Genomic DNA, 16603 nt, shown 5'->3' with positions numbered 1-16603 from the left:
GGCTATGCATGCGCCGCCTGCAACGAGGACCTGCTGCTTGACGCCCGACAATGCCCCTTCGTCCGCGCCGTTCGGCGCGTTTGCGCCGAATGCGGCGCAGGCCGCGATCATCCGCCTCGCGACACGATCGGGGCTGAAGCGCGGCGCGTTCCGGCCCTGGCTGTCGCGGCTGGTCAATCTGCTGCGCGGCGGGCCGATCGACGTTCAGTATCAGGGCGCCTCGTTCCGCTTCTATCATCAGGGCAGCGCGACCGAGCGCGGCGCCCTGTTCAATCCCGACTACAATCTCGACGAGCTCGACTTCCTGCGCCAGCACACCCCTGCGGGCGGCGTGTTCGTCGACGTCGGCGCCAATGTCGGCACGTTTGCACTGGTGATGGCGCGGCAGGTCGGCACGGAAGGCAAGGTGGTCGCGATCGAGCCGCATCCGCTGACCTTCGGACGGCTCTCCTTCAACCACGCCGCATCGCAGGCGACGCAGGTGCGCCTGGTCCAGGCCGCCGCGGGCGACAGCGACGGCGAGCTGATGATCGAGAGCGGCGGCGGCAATCTCGGCGCGACGCATGTCGTGACCGGCACCGCGAGCGCTGACGCCATCAAGGTACCGTCGCTGCGCTTGACGCGCATTCTCGATGAGGCCGGCGTCGGCCAAGTCGATTCGCTCAAGATCGACGTCGAGGGCTTTGAAGACCGCGTGCTGATCGGCTTCTTCCGCGACGCACCGCAATCGCTGTGGCCGCGCGCGGTGGTGATCGAACATCTGTCACAAAACGAATGGCAGCAGGATTGTATTGCCGACATGGTCGCGCGCGGCTTTACGGTCGCGCGCAAGACACGAAGCAATACGTTCCTGTCACGCTGACAGGGACGAGCAACGGAGGTTAGCGATGATCGACCATCTGGGTTTCTCTGTCTCCGATTACGAGCGCGCGAAAGCGTTCTATGCGAAGGCGCTGGCTCCGCTCGGCTACGGCCTGATCATGGAGGTCACAGCGGAGCAGACCGGTCATGCCGCGGCGGCCGGCTTCGGCGCCGACGGCAAGCCGGATTTATGGTTCGGCGGCGAAGGCGCGATGAACAAGCCGGTGCATATTGCGATCGCCGCCAAGGACCGCGCCACCGTGGATGCCTTCTACAAGGCGGCGATGGCAGCCGGAGGACGCGACAACGGGCCGCCCGGGCTCCGTCCGCATTATCACGCGAACTATTATGGCGCGTTCGTGCTCGATCCCGATGGCCACAACATCGAGGCCGTCTGCCATCTGCCCGCATAGGGGCGCAGTTCGAAACGATGCGAGGCGGAACATCGGCACGGCATCGTCGTTATCGTTCTCTGGACAACGATCTCGATGATGCCGATGCCGATCGAACCGCCCGAGATTCCACCGTCGACACCGGGCACTCCGACCGAGCCGCCGCCGGGAATTCCGCCGGGCAATCCGCAACCCGATATCACGCCGCCGGTGCGCGAGCCCGGCGAATCACCGCGGCCCGACGAACTGCCGGGCCACGTGCCAGAGGAGATTCCATCGCGCGGGCCGAACGGTCCGCTCACGCCCAATCCTGCGACGGACGCAATGCCGCCGCGCAATCGCATATGAGGCGAAGCATCACATGTGAGGCGATTGCAAGGAGCGTCTGAATGCGCAATGAACGTCGCCATAGTGAGATGATTTGCGTGCAGAAATAAATCGGGCCGCGACCGCTTCGCCCGCCACAATGCGGCCTAACGCGTAGCTGTTCATCCCAACCACTTCGTCAAAGAACCTTCCGGGGAAGTTCACCACCATGACCAACCTTCGTTTCGTGCTGCTTGCGACGACGGCTCTCACCGCGATGCAATTGGCCAACACTGCATCGCATGCGCAAAGCGCTTCGCCGCTCGTGGTCGCGCAGGCGCAGCCGGCTCCGTCGCAAGAGACCGGCCCTGACGGAAAACCGAAGCAGCCGCCCAAGGGCCCGCCTGCGGCCACGCCGCCTGCCGCTCCCGCGCGCCCGGCCGCACCGCCGCCCGCCGCGGCTCCGCCCCACCCGCCCGCTGCGCCTCCGCCGGCTGCCGCGCCGCCGCGACCGGCAGCACCGCCTCCACCGCCGCCGCCTCCTGCGGCCCGTCCGGCTCCGCCGCCGCCACCCCCGCCGCCTGCCGCTCCGAAGCAGCCGTCGCCGCCTCCGGCCGCGGCGCCGCAGCAGCACGCCCCGACACCGCCGCCGCCAGCGCCGCCCGCGGCACGTCCGGCGCCAACACCGCCGGCACCGCCTCCGGCCCCACCTGCAGCACGACCGACGCCGCCGGCACAGCCTCCGGCTGCCGCGCACCCGACTCCAACTCCTCCGCCGCCTCCTGCAGCGGCACCCTCGGTGCGGCCCGCGCCTACGGCAACGCCCGCGGCCCCTTCAACCGGTGCACCTGCGGCCCGCCCGGGCTCGCCTGCGCCGGCAGCCACTCCTGCTCCGACTGCAACACCCGCACCGACCGCGACACCTGCGCCGACCGCAACGCCGGCTCCGGGCAGCACGCCCGGCGCACCACCGGCTGGCCGCCCCGGCGCACCGCCGCCCGGCGCCCGTCCCGGCGCGCCTCCGGCGGCGGGAACGCCAGCCCCCGGTGCTACGCCCGCTCCAACGGCAACGCCGGCCCCCGGTGGCGCCGCTGCGCCGCCGGCCGGACGTCCGGGATCGGCGACTCCGGCTCCCGGCACGACCCCAGCTCCCGGCGCGACTCCAGCCCCGACGGCGACGCCAACTCCTGGCCAACAGGGTGGAACGCCTCCTGCCGGCGCACCCGCTGCCGGAACTCCGGCTGCGCCGCCCCAGGCCGGCGCCCTGCCGGCCCGGCCCGCGGCGCCTGCCGGCGCTGCAGCTCCGACGGTCGTCCCCGGCTCCGCGGCTGCTACGCCACCGCCCAACCGGGCCCAATACCGTCCGCCCACGGTTGCGCCGGCCTTCCAGGCCGCGCCAACGGTCGCAGCACCCTTGCCGCCGCCGCCGCGCCCGCCGCAGCGTGACCTGACGCCGCTCGCGATCGGTGCGGGCGTGGTAGCCGGTGCGGTGATCGGCGCGACCATCGCCGACCTCCACAACCAGCGGCGCGAGGTCGTCGAAGGCGGCCGCACCATCTACAACGAGCCGGACCGCATCATCATCCGCGATCCCGGCGGGCAGGCCTATGTCCGCGGCAACGATCTCTATCGCTTCCGCTACGGCGCCCGCGATATCCGCACCGACACTGTCGGCGGCGAAACCCGCACCGTCGTGATCCGTCCCGATGGCAGCGAGGTGATCACCGTGGTCGGCCCGGACGGTTCGCTGCTGCGACGAATCCGCAGGGATCCCGGCGGGCGCGAGATCGTCATCATCGACAACAGCTACCGCGATCCGCGGTCGGTCGGCGGCTTCTATGTCGACGTGCCGCCGCCGGTCGTGAACATCCCCTACGATCGCTACATCGTCGACGCGCAGGAGGCGTCGCCGGACGTGATCTACGCGACGATGCAGGCACCGCCCGTGCAGCGGATCGATCGCCGTTACTCGCTCGACGAGATCCGCTACAGCCCGAATGTTCGCATGCAGATGCCGAGCATCGACGTCAACACGATCAACTTCGAGACGGGATCGTGGACCATCCCGCCGGACCAGGCGGCCCGGCTGCAGGTGATCGCCGACGGCCTCAACCAGGCGATTCAGCGCAACCCGCGCGAGGTGTTCCTGATCGAGGGCCACACCGACGCGGTCGGCAACGAGGTCGACAATCTGTCGCTGTCGGATCGCCGGGCGCAATCCGCGGCCGAATTGCTGACGCAGCAGTTCAATGTGCCCGCGGAGAACCTGACGTCGCAGGGCTATGGCGAGCAGTACCTGAAGGAGCAGACGCAGGGACCGAGCCTGATCAACCGGCGCGTCACGGTCCGCCGCATCACGCCGCTGCTCAACGGCGGCCAGGCCTCCCTGCCGCCGCCCCCTCCCGGCACCGCGCCGCCGCGGTAACGGCACACACAAATGCAAATGGCCGGGAGCGATCCCGGCCATTTTTGTTTTCGTTGTTACACGCGACGTTGCGGCATATCGCGCAGTCGTAGGGTGGGCAAAGGCGCGTGAGCGCCATGCCCACCAATCATCTCGGTCGTAGAAGGATGGTGGGCACGCTTCGCTTTGCCCACCCTACGGCACTAGCCCTTGTCGCTCTCTATCGCTTGTAGCCCGGATGAGCGAAGCGACATCCGGGGTCTATCCATTTGGCGAGAAAGTCCCGGATATCGCTTCGCTCATCCGGGCTACTAGAGCCTCAGCCCTTGTCGCTTTCGAGCTTGAAGATCTGCGAGCCTTCGCTGCCCGAGAGCAAACCGGTCTTCGAATAGAGACCGAGCTTCGTCCGCGTGTCGGCGATGTCGAGATTGCGCATGGTGAGCTGGCCGATGCGATCGGCCGGCGTGAAGGCGGCGTCCTCGACCTTCTCCATGCTGAGCCGTTCCGGCGCATAGGTGAGGTTGGGGCTCTCGGTGTTGAGGATCGAATAGTCGTTGCCGCGGCGCAGCTCGAGCGTGACCTCTCCGGTAACGGCGCGCGCGACCCAGCGCTGCGCGGTCTCGCGCAGCATCAGGGCCTGCGAATCGAACCAGCGACCCTGATAGAGCAGTCGGCCGAGACGCATGCCGCTGATGCGGTACTGCTCGATGGTGTCCTCGTTGTGGATGCCGGTGACGAGCCGCTCATAGGCGATGTGCAACAGCGCCATGCCCGGCGCCTCGTAGATGCCGCGGCTCTTGGCCTCGATGATGCGGTTCTCGATCTGGTCGCTCATGCCGAGACCGTGACGGCCGCCGATCGCGTTGGCTTCGAGGAACAGCGCGACGGGATCGGAGAAGGTCTGGCCGTTCAGCGCGACCGGCTGGCCTTCGTCGAAACGCACCACGACCTTCTCGGCCTTGACGGCGCAATCGTCGCGCCAGAACGGCACGCCCATGATCGGGTTGACGATCTTGATGCCGCTGTCGAGGCTTTCGAGATCCTTGGCTTCGTGCGTGGCACCGAGCAGGTTGCTGTCGGTCGAGTACGCCTTCTCGGCGCTCATCTTGTAGGCGAAGCCCTGCGCGGACATGAACGCCGACATCTCGGCGCGGCCGCCGAGCTCGTCGATGAACTGCTGGTCGAGCCAGGGCTTGTAGATCTTCAGGCCTGGATTGGTGAGCAGGCCGTAGCGGTAGAAGCGCTCGATGTCGTTGCCCTTGAAGGTCGAGCCGTCGCCCCAGATGTTGACGCCGTCTTCCTTCATCGCCGCGACCAGCATCGTGCCGGTGACCGCACGCCCGAGCGGCGTGGTGTTGAAATAGGTGATGCCGCCGGTCGAGATGTGGAAGGCGCCGGACTGGATCGCGGCGATGCCTTCGTGGACCAGCTGCGTGCGGCAATCGACGAGGCGCGCGTTCTCGGCGCCGAACTCCATCGCCTTGCGCGGGATCTCGTTGTAGTCGGCCTCGTCCGGCTGGCCGAGATTGGCGGTGTAGGCGTAGCAGCGCGCGCCCTTCTGCTTCATCCAGAGCAGCGCCGCGCTGGTGTCGAGACCGCCCGAAAAAGCGATGCCGACTTTCTCACCCTTGGGCAGGCTTTTCAGGATCGTGGTCATGGGGCTTCCAATCGGGTCTCAAGGGGCTGATGTCAGGGGCGAACTTGACCGCGCGAATATCAAATTTCGCGGGGCTGGGCACGCATTTAATGGCTCAAATCGGCCGGCGCGGGGCCGGACTTGCGGCCGAACAGGCGCTGGCGGAGCCGGTAGGCGGGCATGTTCAGCCGGGTCAGGGCGGCATCCACCGCGTCGTCCGAAAACCGGGTCCGCGGCCAGCGGTAGATCAGCGCATAGGCGAACCAGATCACGACGAAGGTGACGAGGCCGGCGATCGAGACATCGGTAAAGAAATGCCCGCCGAAAGCCATGCGGAGCCCGCTGGTGACCGCGCCGAAGATCACCGCGCCGGCATAAGCGAGCGGCCGCCATGCCGGCGGGGCCAGCGCGGCAGGAGCCAGCGTCCAGAACGCGGTCGCGCCCTCGCCCGAGAAGAACGAGCAATTGCGCGCGCAGCCGCCGCGCGGATCCCACCACGGCACGAACTGCTGGTCGCCGGCAAACTCGGTCACCACCACCGGGCGCGGCCGGCCCCAATAGGTCTTGAAGGTGAGATTGGTGAGGATGCCGGCCGACAGGATGATCGTGACCAGCAGGAACACGATCGCGCGCCCCGACACCAGCAAGGGACGGTCGGGCCGGATCATCTTGACCACGAGCGCCACCAGCGAGGGCAGCACGAACGCCCAGGCGATCCACATCGCAGCGTCGCGCGCGAAGCCGGCCCAGTCGTTCAGCTTGAGCGGAAACGTCTTCGTCTCGGGGTCGAAGAACAGCGAGGCCAGCTTGAGATCGAGCTCGGGATAAAGGCCGAATACGACGCCGATCACGAGCCACAGTGCCAGGGCGATGAAGAGACCAGTCCGGTTCATGGCGCGCGGTTTAGCGGAGTAGGGCGGGGATGGAAACCCCGGAAACGGCCGCAGCGGGCGCGCTTGAATTGGTCAAAATGCGATGCCTCGACAGTGTCGTCCCGGACAAGCGAAGCGCAGATCCGGGACCCATAACCCCAGGGAGGAGTTTGGCGAAGGCTCGTGGTTACCAGTTCGCGCCAAAACCACTCCCTGGGCTTATGGGTCCCCGCGTTCGCGGGGACGACACCGAGTATGTGGCGCGTTGTTTCGCATCCGGCCGAACCTCACCTCGCATCCGGCCGCGAATTCGCCGGCAGCGGCGGAGGCGGCTTGCGCGGGGGCGGCGGGTTGCGCCAGGCGCCGGCGTTGCGGCCGGCGATCAGCCAGTAGACGACGCCGGCGACGATGCCGGCACCCGTCATGATTTCCAGGTGACGCCGCACGATACCTTCGAATTGCAGCGTGTCGGAATGGAAGGGAACGAGGCCGAGATAGCAGGCGAGCCCGACGAGGCCGCCGCCGACGGCATAGGCGAGCGCGCTGCGGATATAGAGCGCTTCGGTGATGGCGACGATCACCGCCGCCGGCACCAGCGCGAAGCCCGAGACGAAGATGAAGCCAAAGCCGAGCAGGATATCGATCGCGCCTTGATCGACAGGACCGGCGCCGAGATCGGCGAACTCCGGAAACAGCAGCGCCATGACCACGATCATGCCGCCGACGAAGCAGGCGGCGAGAAAGCCGATGAAGATGACGATGAGGCGGCCGATCAGGGACATGCCAAAAATGCCAACTCAGTCGTCATTGCGAGGAGCCACCCGGTCCCGCCTCCGGCGGGCCGGATGACAGGCTCCGCGACGAAGCAATCCAAACTACCGCCGCGGAGATATTCTGGATTGCTTCGCTGCGCTCGCAATGACGAGGATGCGAGAGCGCGGGCATAACAAGCTAATCCGTCATCGCCATGGCGCGGAGCGCCTGGCGCTCCCGAGCGCTGAGCTTTTCGGTCTCCGACTTGAGCTGCCCGCAGGCGGCGAGGATGTCGCGGCCGCGCGGCGTGCGCACCGGCGAGGAATAGCCGGCGTTGAAGATGTATTCGGAGAACTTCTCGATCTGGTCCCAGTCCGAGCACTCATAGGCGGTGCCGGGCCAGGGATTGAACGGGATCAGGTTGATCTTGGCGTGAATGCCCTTGAGCATCTTCACCAGCAGCTTGGCATCGTCGAGCGAATCGTTGACGTCCTTGAGCATCACATATTCGAAGGTGATGCGGCGCGCGTTCGAGGCGCCGGGATAGTCGCGGCAGGCCTGCAAGAGCTCCTTGATCGGATATTTGCGGTTGAGCGGCACCAGCTCGTTGCGCAGCTCGTCCCGCACCGCATGCAGCGAGATCGCGAGCATGACGCCGATCTCCTCGCCCGCGCGCACGATGTTCGGCACCACGCCCGACGTCGACAGCGTGATGCGGCGGCGGGAGATGCCGATGCCTTCATTGTCGCCGACGATGAGAAGCGCATCGCGCACCGCATCGAAATTGTAGAGCGGCTCGCCCATGCCCATCATCACGATGTTGGTGACGCGGCGCGTGCCGTCCTCGCGATCGGCCCAGTCGTTCAGGCGGTCGCGCGCGACCATGATCTGTCCGACGATCTCGCCGGCGGTGAGATTGCGCACGAGGCGCTGCGTGCCGGTGTGGCAGAACGAGCAATTCAGTGTGCAGCCGACCTGGGACGACACACACAGCGTGCCGCGATCGGTCTCGGGGATATAGACGCACTCGACTTCATGCGCCTTCTCGACATTGTCGCCGCTCGGCAGCCGCAGCAGCCATTTGCGGGTGCCGTCGCTCGAGATCTGCTCGGCCACGACTTCGGGACGGTCGACGGTGAAGTGCTGCGCGAGGTCGGCGCGGATGCCCTTCGAGATCGAGGTCATGTCGTCGAAGCTCTGGGCACCGCGGAAATAGAGCCAGTGCCACAGCTGCTGCACGCGCATCTTGCGCTGCGCCGGCGCGACCCCGATCTCGCCGAGGCGGTCGGCAAGCTCGCTGCGCGACAGGCCGATCAGCGACGGTTTTGCCGGCGGCACGTAGGTTTCGAGCGGAGTCTTCTCCACCAAGATTGCGTTGTGCGGCTCGGTCGTCGGTTGCATTGAATGGACCTGATCACGTGGTCGTTCCGGGGCGACGCGAAGCGTTGAACCCGGAACCTCGAGATTCCGGGTGTGGTCCCTCGGACCATCCCGGAATGACGGAAAAACTTGGAACCGCCCCTATATAGCAATCGGAACCGCCGATTGCGACCTTATCGCCCTCAGCCTTAACGACTAGGCGTTATCGCCTACAATCCTGGGCGATCTTGTCGAGCGCCTGGGCGAGGCCCTTCAGCGAGAAGGTGTCGGTCGTCTCCGTACCCTTGGCCGAGACGCCCTTGACCACGAGATCGGCGGATTTGCGCATGGCCTCGACCATCCGCTCCTCCTCGGCCGCGTTCTTGATCCAGAGGCCATCGCCCTGCGTATACATCGCAAAGGCGGCGCCGCCGACCTCGACCGAGGATTCCGAGCCCGGCTTCAGCGCGTAGCCGATCATGACCGAGACTTCGTTGTTCACCTTCTCCGCCGGCCGGGTCGAGACGAAGGCGTAGGCGGGATCGCGCGGCCGATTCGGCGGGTTGGTCTTCGACGACGAGGGCTTTGCCAGCGCGAAGCAGACCTTCTTGCCGTTGGGTGTCGCCGAATAGGCGCCCCAGGTGCCGAACTGGCCGATCAGGGTCGGCTCCGCGCCGCCGGCAACAGCCGCAGCCGGGGTCGCCGGTTTGCTCTCCGGCTTTGCGGCCGTTTTGGCCGCCGTATTGGCGGCCGGCGCGGCCGCCTTCGGTGCAGCTTTGGGCGCCGGTTGCGCCGTCTGCGCCCGCGCGGAATCAGGGATTCCCCACACCACCACGCCAGTCGTCAAAGCCAATAATAGCACCCGCCACATGCTGGAGTGGTTCCCTCAATATTGTGACTGGAAGATGGCCCGGCCGCGCTTTGTCCCCGGCTAGGGATAGCCGGGAAAGTTCAATTTGGGAAGGCAGTTAGCGGCAGCGGCGCGATCAGGCTTTGGATCGCGCGGCGCGCTGGGCGGCCCATTGCGCGTCGGTCCAGCCGAGCAGATCCTCGGCGCCGGAACTGCGCAAATGCGCGCCGCCGTCGATCACCACCATCTCGCCATTGATGTAGCCGGCACGGTCGGAGACGAGGAAGCTGGCGAGATCGGCAAGCTCGCCGTGTTCCCCGGTGCGGCCCAGCGGATTGCGCGCGGTCCAGCCCTCGTCGCGGCCCTCCGGGCGAAGCTGCCCCGATGCGCCGGCGGTCGGGAACGGCCCCGGCGCGATCGCGACGGTGCGGATGCCCTTCGGCCCCCATTCGACCGCGAGGCTTTTGGTCATCGCCAGCACCGCCGACTTCGCCATCGCCGACGGCACGGTGAAGGCGCGGCCGGTGATGGTCGAGGTCGAGAGGATCGAGAGCACGACACCCCCGTGCCTGCCCTCGATCCAGCGCCTGCCGGCGGCGAGCGTGCAATACATCGCGCCATGCAGCGTCGGCGCCAGGATTGCGTCCGCGGCGCGGAAGGAGAGATGCTCGCTCTGCGCGATGAACGTGGCAGCGGCGTTGTTGACGAGAATGTCGAGCGGCGCCTCGTGCCAGATCTGATCCATCATGCTGTCGACGGCCGCGCCGTCGCGGATATCGCAGGCAATGGTGGTGACCTTGCCACCGGTCTCTTCGCGCATGTCGCGCGCCGTTGCCTCGAGCCGGTCGGGCTTGCGGCCGCAGATCACGAGCTCGGCGCCGAGCGCGAGGAAGCGGCGCCCCATCGCAGCACCGAGGCCCGAACCGCCGCCGGTGACGAGGATGCGCTTGTCCTTGAGCAGACCTGTTTCAAACATCGTTTGAATCCTTCTTTTTGTTCTTGCTCCGTCATTGCGAGCGCAGCGAAGCAATCCAGAGTCCGTGCCGCGGAATAGTCTGGATTGCTTCGCTGCGCTCGCAATGACGAGGATAGGCCGGAGCATCGCTTTGACAAAGAATCCGGATTGTCGCCCGTGCCTAAATCCGGCAAAACCGACCCAACTATAATTCCACTCGAAACGCCCCAAGGTGCTGCCATGAAAGCCATCCTCTGCTCGCAATATTGCCAGCCCGACGATCTCGTTCTGGCGGAGGTGCCGGATCCGGTGGCGGGTCCCGGCGAAGCCGTGATCGCGATCAAGGCGGCGGCGCTGAACTTCTTCGACATCCTGATGATTCAGGGCAAGTACCAGATCAAGCCGCCGTTCCCGTTCTCGCCGGCCGCGGAAGTCGCCGGCGTGATCGAGAGCATCGGCCCCGGCGTCACCGATCTGAAAGTCGGCGATCGCGTCGTTGCCTCCTGCGGCCACAACGGCGCGCGCGAAAAGATCTCGCTGCCGGCGGCCTCGATCGTCAAGATCCCCGACAATCTCGACTATGACCGCGCGGCCGGCATCATCATCATCTACGGCACCGCGCTGCATGCGCTGGAGGATCGCGCCAGCCCCAAGCCGGGCGAGACGCTCGCGGTGCTCGGCGCCGCCGGCGGCACCGGCCTTGCTGCCTGCGAGCTCGGCAAGCTGATGGGCCTGAAGGTGATCGCCTGCGCCTCCTCGGACGAGAAGCTCGAATTCGCGAAAGCGCACGGCGCCGAGCTGACGCTGAACTACGGCAAGGAGGATCTGAAGGAAGGCCTGCGCAAGCTGACGGGCGGCAAGGGCGTCGACATCATCTTCGATCCCGTGGGTGGTGCTTACGCCGAGCAGGCGCTGCGCTCGATCGCCTGGGAAGGCCGCTTCCTCGTGATCGGCTTTGCCGCCGGCGACATCCCGAAGATGCCGCTGAACCTCGCGCTCCTGAAGGGCTGCGATATCCGCGGCGTATTCTGGGGCGCCTGGACGCGACTCAACCCGGCGAAGAACCGCGCCAATCTCGAGAAGCTCGTGAAGTGGACTGCGGAAGGAAAGATTTCATCGCATGTCGACCGCACCTTCCCGCTGGCCCAGACCGCCGATGCGCTGAAGGTGCTCGCGGGCCGTCAGGCCATGGGCAAGGTGATCCTGCATCCGTGATCGCGATGTCATCGCGACGCTGTTTCAGCATACTCAACTGTCATCGCCCGGCCTCGACCGGGCGATCCAGTATTCCAGAGACGCCAGTGATTTAGCTGAGAAGCCGCGGCGTACTGGATGCCCCGGTCGAGCCGGGGGCATGACAGCGGCGGGCGTGGCTGACAGCGTCGATAGCCGCGACATCGCAAGGTTGTGCACACCGCCGCCCGGAAAAAAATCCCTCAACCAACGCGGGCAAAATTGCGGTGCATTTCGCCGCTCCGCCGCAATCAAACCTAAATATCTCCAGATTCGCGCAAACCGCCGTCGTTTTTTGGGCTGAATCGGACGGCGATTTACCGGTTCCAGTTTGCGGGGCGCTTCTGGACAAAAACAAGAAGACTGAAGCCGGGACGGCCCCTGCGTTGCGTCAGTAATGGGGAGCATCACACCATGGAGACGACGGCCTACCGTCCGTCGAAGGAGTCGCACGCGCTCGACTCCGATCGATCTGCATCACATTCGTCCACCGCGGACTACATCCGCGCGCGGGCCAAACGTGCCGAACTTCCACAGGACGATCCAATTCCGCTGTTTCTGTCCGATCCGCGCGGAGCACCGGACCCACAGGAATATACGCCGCTGGCGCTGCGGCCCAGAACCAGGATCGCGCCGCTTGTCGCTGCCGGGCTTGCGATATCCGCCGCGGCGATCGCGGCCGTGGTGTTTCAGTCCGAGCTGCGTAGTCTCCTCGCCGACTATGTCGGCAGCGCTACAGGCGCAGCTCAGGCCAGTCCGCCGGCCGTACGCCAGGTCTCGCTCAAGGACCCGGGCCGCGTGACCAACACGACGCTGGCGAGCGCCGACAAGCAAGAGCTTCCGGTGCCCTCGACGCCAAGCCGTGAAGCGATTGCGACCGCTTACCAGACCGCGCTGCAAGCGCAAAGCCAAGTCCAAGTCCAAAGCCAAGTCCAAAGCCAAGTCGAAGCGCCAGCTCCGGCGCCCGTCGCGGCGCAGCCTGCACCGCCCGAGCCTGCCAAAACGCTCGATGCCGACACGCTGGCAGGACTGATGACACGCGCCAGACGCCTGATCAGCGTCGGCGACATCGCCGCCGCGCGCCTGCTGCTCGAACGCGCCGCCAACGCGAAGGACGCAACGGCCGCGCTGCTGCTGGCACAGACCTACGACCCCGCGGTGCTCGGCACCAGCGACGCGCGGAGCATCATTCCCGACGCAGCCGCCGCGCGCGACTGGTACCAGCGCGCCGCCAGCCTTGGATCGACGGAGGCGCGCAAGCGGCTCGCCCAGCTCTCGAACTAGACCATTTCAGGGGACATCATGCGCAACATTTTGAAAATGGCGCTTGCCGCCATCACGACCATCTGTGCCTTCGCGGCCCATGCCGAGCAGGGCGAATACGATCCGGCCAAGGTCTCCGACAGCCTGAAGGCCATCTTCCAGTTCGGCTCGAACTCGACCAAGCAGTCGCTGAACGCCAACACCGTCACGCTGATCACGGGCACCATCGGCGGCACCTATGTGCAGTTCGGCGCGGACCTCGCCTCGGTGCTCGACGATGGCAACAAGATCCGCGTGCTGCCGATCGTCGGCCGCGGCTCGGTGCAGAGCGTCGCCGACATCCTGTTCCTGCAGGGCGTCGATCTCGGCATCGTGCGCGCCGACACGCTCGACTATCTCGAGCGCAAGGGCTTTGCCAAGGACATCAAGAAACAGTTCACTTACGTGACCAAGCTCTACAATGAAGAGATGCAGGTCATCGCGCCGAAGTCGATCGCGACGCTGAAGGACCTCGAGGGCAAGAAGGTCAGCGTCGATCTGCCCAATGGCGGGACCTTCGTCACCGCACTGACGGTGTTCGAGCGTCTCGGGATCAAGGCGAACTTCGTCTATGTCGAGCAGCGTATCGCGATGGAGAAGCTGAAGGCCGGCGAGATCGACGCCGTCATCGTGGTCGGGGGCAAGCCGTACAAGTCGGTCTCGACCTTCGGCAATGACGGCCGCTTCCACCTCGCCAAGGTCGACTACGCCAAGCCGCTGCAGAGCGACTATCTGCCGGCGACGCTGACGGCGAAGGACTATCCGAACCTGATCAAGGAGGGCGAGAGCGTCGACACGATCGCGGTGCCTGCGGTGCTCGCGGCCTATAATTGGGCGCCCAACACCGAGCGCTATCGCAAGCTCGCGCTGTTCGTGGACGCGTTCTTCACGAAATTCCCGGCGCTGCAGAACCCGCCCTTCCATCCCAAGTGGAAGGAGGTCTCGCTCGCGGCGCCGCTGTCCGGCTGGAACAGATTGCCCGTGGCGCAGCAATGGCTCGACAAGCACGGCGTCGAGCCGGTGACGCGCCAGCGCTTCGAGGCGTTTTTGAAGCAGACCCCCGCGGCTGCAAACGTGTCCGACGCGGAGAGGGAGACGCTGTTCAAGCAATTCCAGGTATGGGACGCGGAAAAAGCGCGGGCGGAGGTGGGGAAGAAGTAGCTCTCCGGATGTCGTCCTGGCGAAAGCCAGGACGACATTAGTGGGTGTAGCTACGACGTGCCGTCCAAACAGCTACTGCGCCGCCTCCCCCTCCGCCACGCCGCGCTTCAGCGCGGCGCGGGCGGCTTCGCGGTGCTCGGTCGTAATGTGGGTGGCGACCATGCGGATGGCGGTGGCGAGCACGGCGGCGTCATCGGTGAAGCCGAGGATCGGCATCACGTCGGGGACGAAGTCGAACGGCAGGATGAAATAGGCGATCGCCCCCAGCAGCGACGCCTGGACATGGCGCGGCGTCTGCCGGTCGAAGGCGCAGTAATAGGCCGCGAGGAGATCCTCGGCGAACGGCAGCTGCGCGGCGACGCGCTTCAGCTTGCGCCAGAAGCGGCGGCGGACGCTCTCACGATCTTCCGCAAGCCGATCGGCCGGCTCGAAGCCGACGCTGTGCTCGGCAGCCATGCTCCAACTCCCCGTTCAGCGAGGGGCGGCGGATCGCCGCATGCCCTGCTGATCACAAGATGGGGATGCGGCCGGCCGCTGCAAGATGTCAGCCTGGTGTCAGCTAAGCCGTCAGCTTGGCGATCGCATTCATCGCCTTGGCGAGCTCGATGTCGAGCGCCGTGACGCCGCCGGCATCGTGGGTCGACAGCACCACCTCCACGGTCTTGTAGACGTTCCGCCATTCGGGGTGATGGTCCATCTTCTCGGCGACCAGCGCCGCGCGGGTCATGAAGCCGAAGGCCTCGTTGAAATCCTTGAAGACAAAGGTTTTCGCGATTGCATCGCGCCCCCCGACCTCGCTCCAGCCGGGGATACCACCCAGTGCCTGCTTGCGTGCTTCCGCCGCCAGCCGTTCTGCCATGATCGTCTCCATGCTTCAGGGGAACTTTACCCTAACACCGTGCTTACGGTCAGGGTTCACAGGGGGATTTCCTCCCTCCGCTAACCATGACGGAGAAGTAACCCCGCCGGACAAGAAATTTGCTACAATTGCGGGCCTAAATCGCCGGCCGAGATGAAGCTGAGCCTGAAACGCCTGTTTGGGAGATCGATGACCGGGGGTCTGGACCTGGCCGAAGCGCCCACTCCGCCTTCGCCGCGATCAGCGGCGCGGAAGACGGCGCTCGTGTCGCTCGCGCTGGTGCTTGCGATCATCGGCGCGCTCGTTGGCGGCTATTATTTCGCGATGCGTCCGGTGACGCTGAAGATTGCGGTCGGCCCCGCCAACAGCGACGACGTCAAGGTGGTGCAGGCTCTGACGCAGGCTTTCTCGCAGAACAAGAGCTACGTGCGGCTGCGCCCGGTCCAGACCGACGGCGCCACCGCCAGCGCCGAGGCGCTCGCGGAGGGCAAGGTGGATCTCGCCATCGTACGCGGCGACGTCGACGTGCCGAAGACCGCACAGGCGGTTGCGACCCTGCGCAAGAACGTCGTGGTGCTGTGGTCGGTCCAGGGCAAGGGCAAGAACAAGAAGGGCGCCAAGATCACCAAGATCGCGCAGCTCGCCGGCCATCGCGTCGGCGTGGTCGGCCGCACCCAGGCCAACGTCAATCTGCTCAAGGTGATCCTGCAGCAATACGGCGTCGATCCCGCCAAGGTCGAGATCATCCAGTTCCCGGCCAACGAAGCCGCCGAGGCGATCAAGTCCCAGAAGGCCGATGCCTATCTCGCCGCCGGCCCCGTCAACAGCAAGATCACGGCGGAGGCCATCGCCGCCTCCACCAAGGATTTCGGCACGCCGACCTTCCTTGCGATCGATTCTGCGGATGCGATTGCGCAGAATCATCCGGTCTATGAGGCCTCCGAGATTCCCGCCGGCACTTATGGCGGTTCGCCCGATCGCCCCGAGGACGAGGTCAAGACCATCAGCTTCTCGCACCACATCGTGGCGCGCAAAGCCGTGTCCGAAACCACCATCGCGGCGTTCACGCGCCAGCTGTTCGCCGTGCGGCAGCAGCTGGTGACGGAATTCCCGCTGGCGGCCAAGATCGAGACGCCCGACACCGACAAGGATGCGGTGATCCCCGTGCATCCCGGCGCCGCCGCCTTCGTCGACGGCGAGGAGAAGACCTTCCTCGACAAGTACAGCGATTACATCTGGTGGGGCCTGATGGCGCTCTCCGCGATGGGCTCGATCGGCGCCTGGTTCGCCGGCTACCTGAAGAAGGACGAGCGCGACAACAACAGCCATCTGCGCGAGCGCCTGCTCGACATGATTGCGGCCGCTCGCAAGAGCGAGACGACGGAAGAGCTCGACCAGATGCAGACCGAGGCCGACGCGATCCTGCGCGACACGCTGCACTGCTTCGATCACGGCGCGATCGAGGAAGGAGGGCTCACTGCCTTCAACATCGCGCTCGATCAGTTCCACGCCGCCGTTGCCGACCGCAAGGCGGTGCTGATGAGCCTGCCGCAAAACCTGCAACGCGCGGGTGCGCAATTCAGGGCCGCCGGCAACGCGTAAAGGCTTGCCCGCGTTATTGCTGCGTCACATTGTCTCAATATAGCTTACGCCGTTATTC

General features: G+C 66.0%; 16 protein-coding genes. 8 read left to right on the top strand and 8 right to left on the bottom strand.

Features of this window, described 5'->3' with window-relative positions:
- Positions 1-37 precede the first annotated feature (37 nt).
- The 4 genes from IQ16_RS02965 (at position 38) to IQ16_RS02950 (ending at position 3984) form a co-directional block, all read left to right on the top strand.
- The gene (locus IQ16_RS02965) at positions 38-862 is read left to right on the top strand and encodes an FkbM family methyltransferase (protein ID WP_026312327.1); all 825 of its coding nucleotides are present in this window, start codon (positions 38-40) and stop codon (positions 860-862) included.
- Positions 863-887: 25 nt separating this feature from the next.
- Positions 888-1274, top strand: coding sequence for a VOC family protein (locus IQ16_RS02960; protein ID WP_018645143.1), 387 nt, complete (start codon positions 888-890; stop codon positions 1272-1274).
- Between the two features lie 84 nt (positions 1275-1358).
- A complete protein-coding gene (locus IQ16_RS02955; RefSeq protein WP_026312326.1) occupies positions 1359-1601 on the top strand; it encodes a hypothetical protein in 243 nt (80 codons plus the stop codon).
- A gap of 187 nt (positions 1602-1788) precedes the next feature.
- Positions 1789-3984, top strand: a complete 2196-nt coding sequence (locus IQ16_RS02950; protein WP_018645141.1) for an OmpA family protein — start codon at positions 1789-1791, stop codon at positions 3982-3984.
- A 298-nt stretch (positions 3985-4282) separates the two neighbouring features.
- On the opposite strand, the gene argG is transcribed toward IQ16_RS02950, so the two are convergent.
- From argG to IQ16_RS02920, 6 genes are all read right to left on the bottom strand, one after another.
- Complete coding sequence (argG, locus tag IQ16_RS02945) at positions 4283-5620, bottom strand: argininosuccinate synthase (RefSeq protein ID WP_018645140.1); 1338 nt, start codon at positions 5618-5620, stop codon at positions 4283-4285.
- Positions 5621-5706: 86 nt separating this feature from the next.
- On the bottom strand, positions 5707-6492 hold the full coding sequence (locus IQ16_RS02940) for a phosphatase PAP2 family protein (RefSeq protein ID WP_018645139.1): 786 nt from the start codon (positions 6490-6492) through the stop codon (positions 5707-5709).
- A 266-nt stretch (positions 6493-6758) separates the two neighbouring features.
- On the bottom strand, positions 6759-7253 hold the full coding sequence (locus IQ16_RS02935; protein ID WP_018645138.1) for a hypothetical protein: 495 nt from the start codon (positions 7251-7253) through the stop codon (positions 6759-6761).
- Between the two features lie 169 nt (positions 7254-7422).
- Positions 7423-8625 (bottom strand): dual-specificity RNA methyltransferase RlmN, encoded by a 1203-nt coding sequence (gene rlmN / locus IQ16_RS02930; protein ID WP_018645137.1) that lies wholly within the window; start codon positions 8623-8625, stop codon positions 7423-7425.
- A gap of 181 nt (positions 8626-8806) precedes the next feature.
- Positions 8807-9454, bottom strand: coding sequence for an invasion associated locus B family protein (locus tag IQ16_RS02925; protein WP_018645136.1), 648 nt, complete (start codon positions 9452-9454; stop codon positions 8807-8809).
- A gap of 115 nt (positions 9455-9569) precedes the next feature.
- Positions 9570-10409 carry an SDR family oxidoreductase gene (locus IQ16_RS02920; protein ID WP_018645135.1) on the bottom strand — a complete coding sequence of 280 codons (840 nt, stop codon included), beginning with the start codon at positions 10407-10409 and terminating at the stop codon, positions 9570-9572.
- A gap of 219 nt (positions 10410-10628) precedes the next feature.
- Between IQ16_RS02920 and IQ16_RS02910 the strand changes: the two genes are divergently transcribed.
- The 3 genes from IQ16_RS02910 to IQ16_RS02900 all read left to right on the top strand — a co-directional run bounded on the left by IQ16_RS02910 (position 10629) and on the right by IQ16_RS02900 (position 14084).
- Positions 10629-11603: an NADPH:quinone oxidoreductase family protein gene (locus tag IQ16_RS02910; protein ID WP_018645134.1), complete on the top strand. Its 975-nt coding sequence runs from the start codon at positions 10629-10631 to the stop codon at positions 11601-11603.
- 432 nt (positions 11604-12035) lie between these two features.
- The gene (locus tag IQ16_RS02905) at positions 12036-12905 is read left to right on the top strand and encodes a hypothetical protein (protein WP_018645133.1); all 870 of its coding nucleotides are present in this window, start codon (positions 12036-12038) and stop codon (positions 12903-12905) included.
- Positions 12906-12923: 18 nt separating this feature from the next.
- Complete coding sequence (locus IQ16_RS02900; RefSeq protein ID WP_018645132.1) at positions 12924-14084, top strand: TAXI family TRAP transporter solute-binding subunit; 1161 nt, start codon at positions 12924-12926, stop codon at positions 14082-14084.
- A 72-nt stretch (positions 14085-14156) separates the two neighbouring features.
- On the opposite strand, the gene IQ16_RS02895 is transcribed toward IQ16_RS02900, so the two are convergent.
- The gene (locus tag IQ16_RS02895; RefSeq protein WP_026312323.1) at positions 14157-14540 is read right to left on the bottom strand and encodes a YkvA family protein; all 384 of its coding nucleotides are present in this window, start codon (positions 14538-14540) and stop codon (positions 14157-14159) included.
- Between the two features lie 103 nt (positions 14541-14643).
- Positions 14644-14943: a 4a-hydroxytetrahydrobiopterin dehydratase gene (locus tag IQ16_RS02890; RefSeq protein WP_026312322.1), complete on the bottom strand. Its 300-nt coding sequence runs from the start codon at positions 14941-14943 to the stop codon at positions 14644-14646.
- A 153-nt stretch (positions 14944-15096) separates the two neighbouring features.
- Between IQ16_RS02890 and IQ16_RS02885 the strand changes: the two genes are divergently transcribed.
- Entirely contained in the window at positions 15097-16545 is a 1449-nt protein-coding gene (locus IQ16_RS02885; RefSeq protein WP_018645130.1) for a TAXI family TRAP transporter solute-binding subunit, read from the top strand.
- Positions 16546-16603 lie beyond the last annotated feature (58 nt).

The organism is Bradyrhizobium huanghuaihaiense, assembly GCF_007830635.1.
GTDB classification, from domain to species: Bacteria; Pseudomonadota; Alphaproteobacteria; order Rhizobiales; family Xanthobacteraceae; genus Bradyrhizobium; species Bradyrhizobium huanghuaihaiense.
Note: the sequence above shows the minus strand (reverse complement) of the source record. Positions and strands in the feature narration are given on the sequence as shown.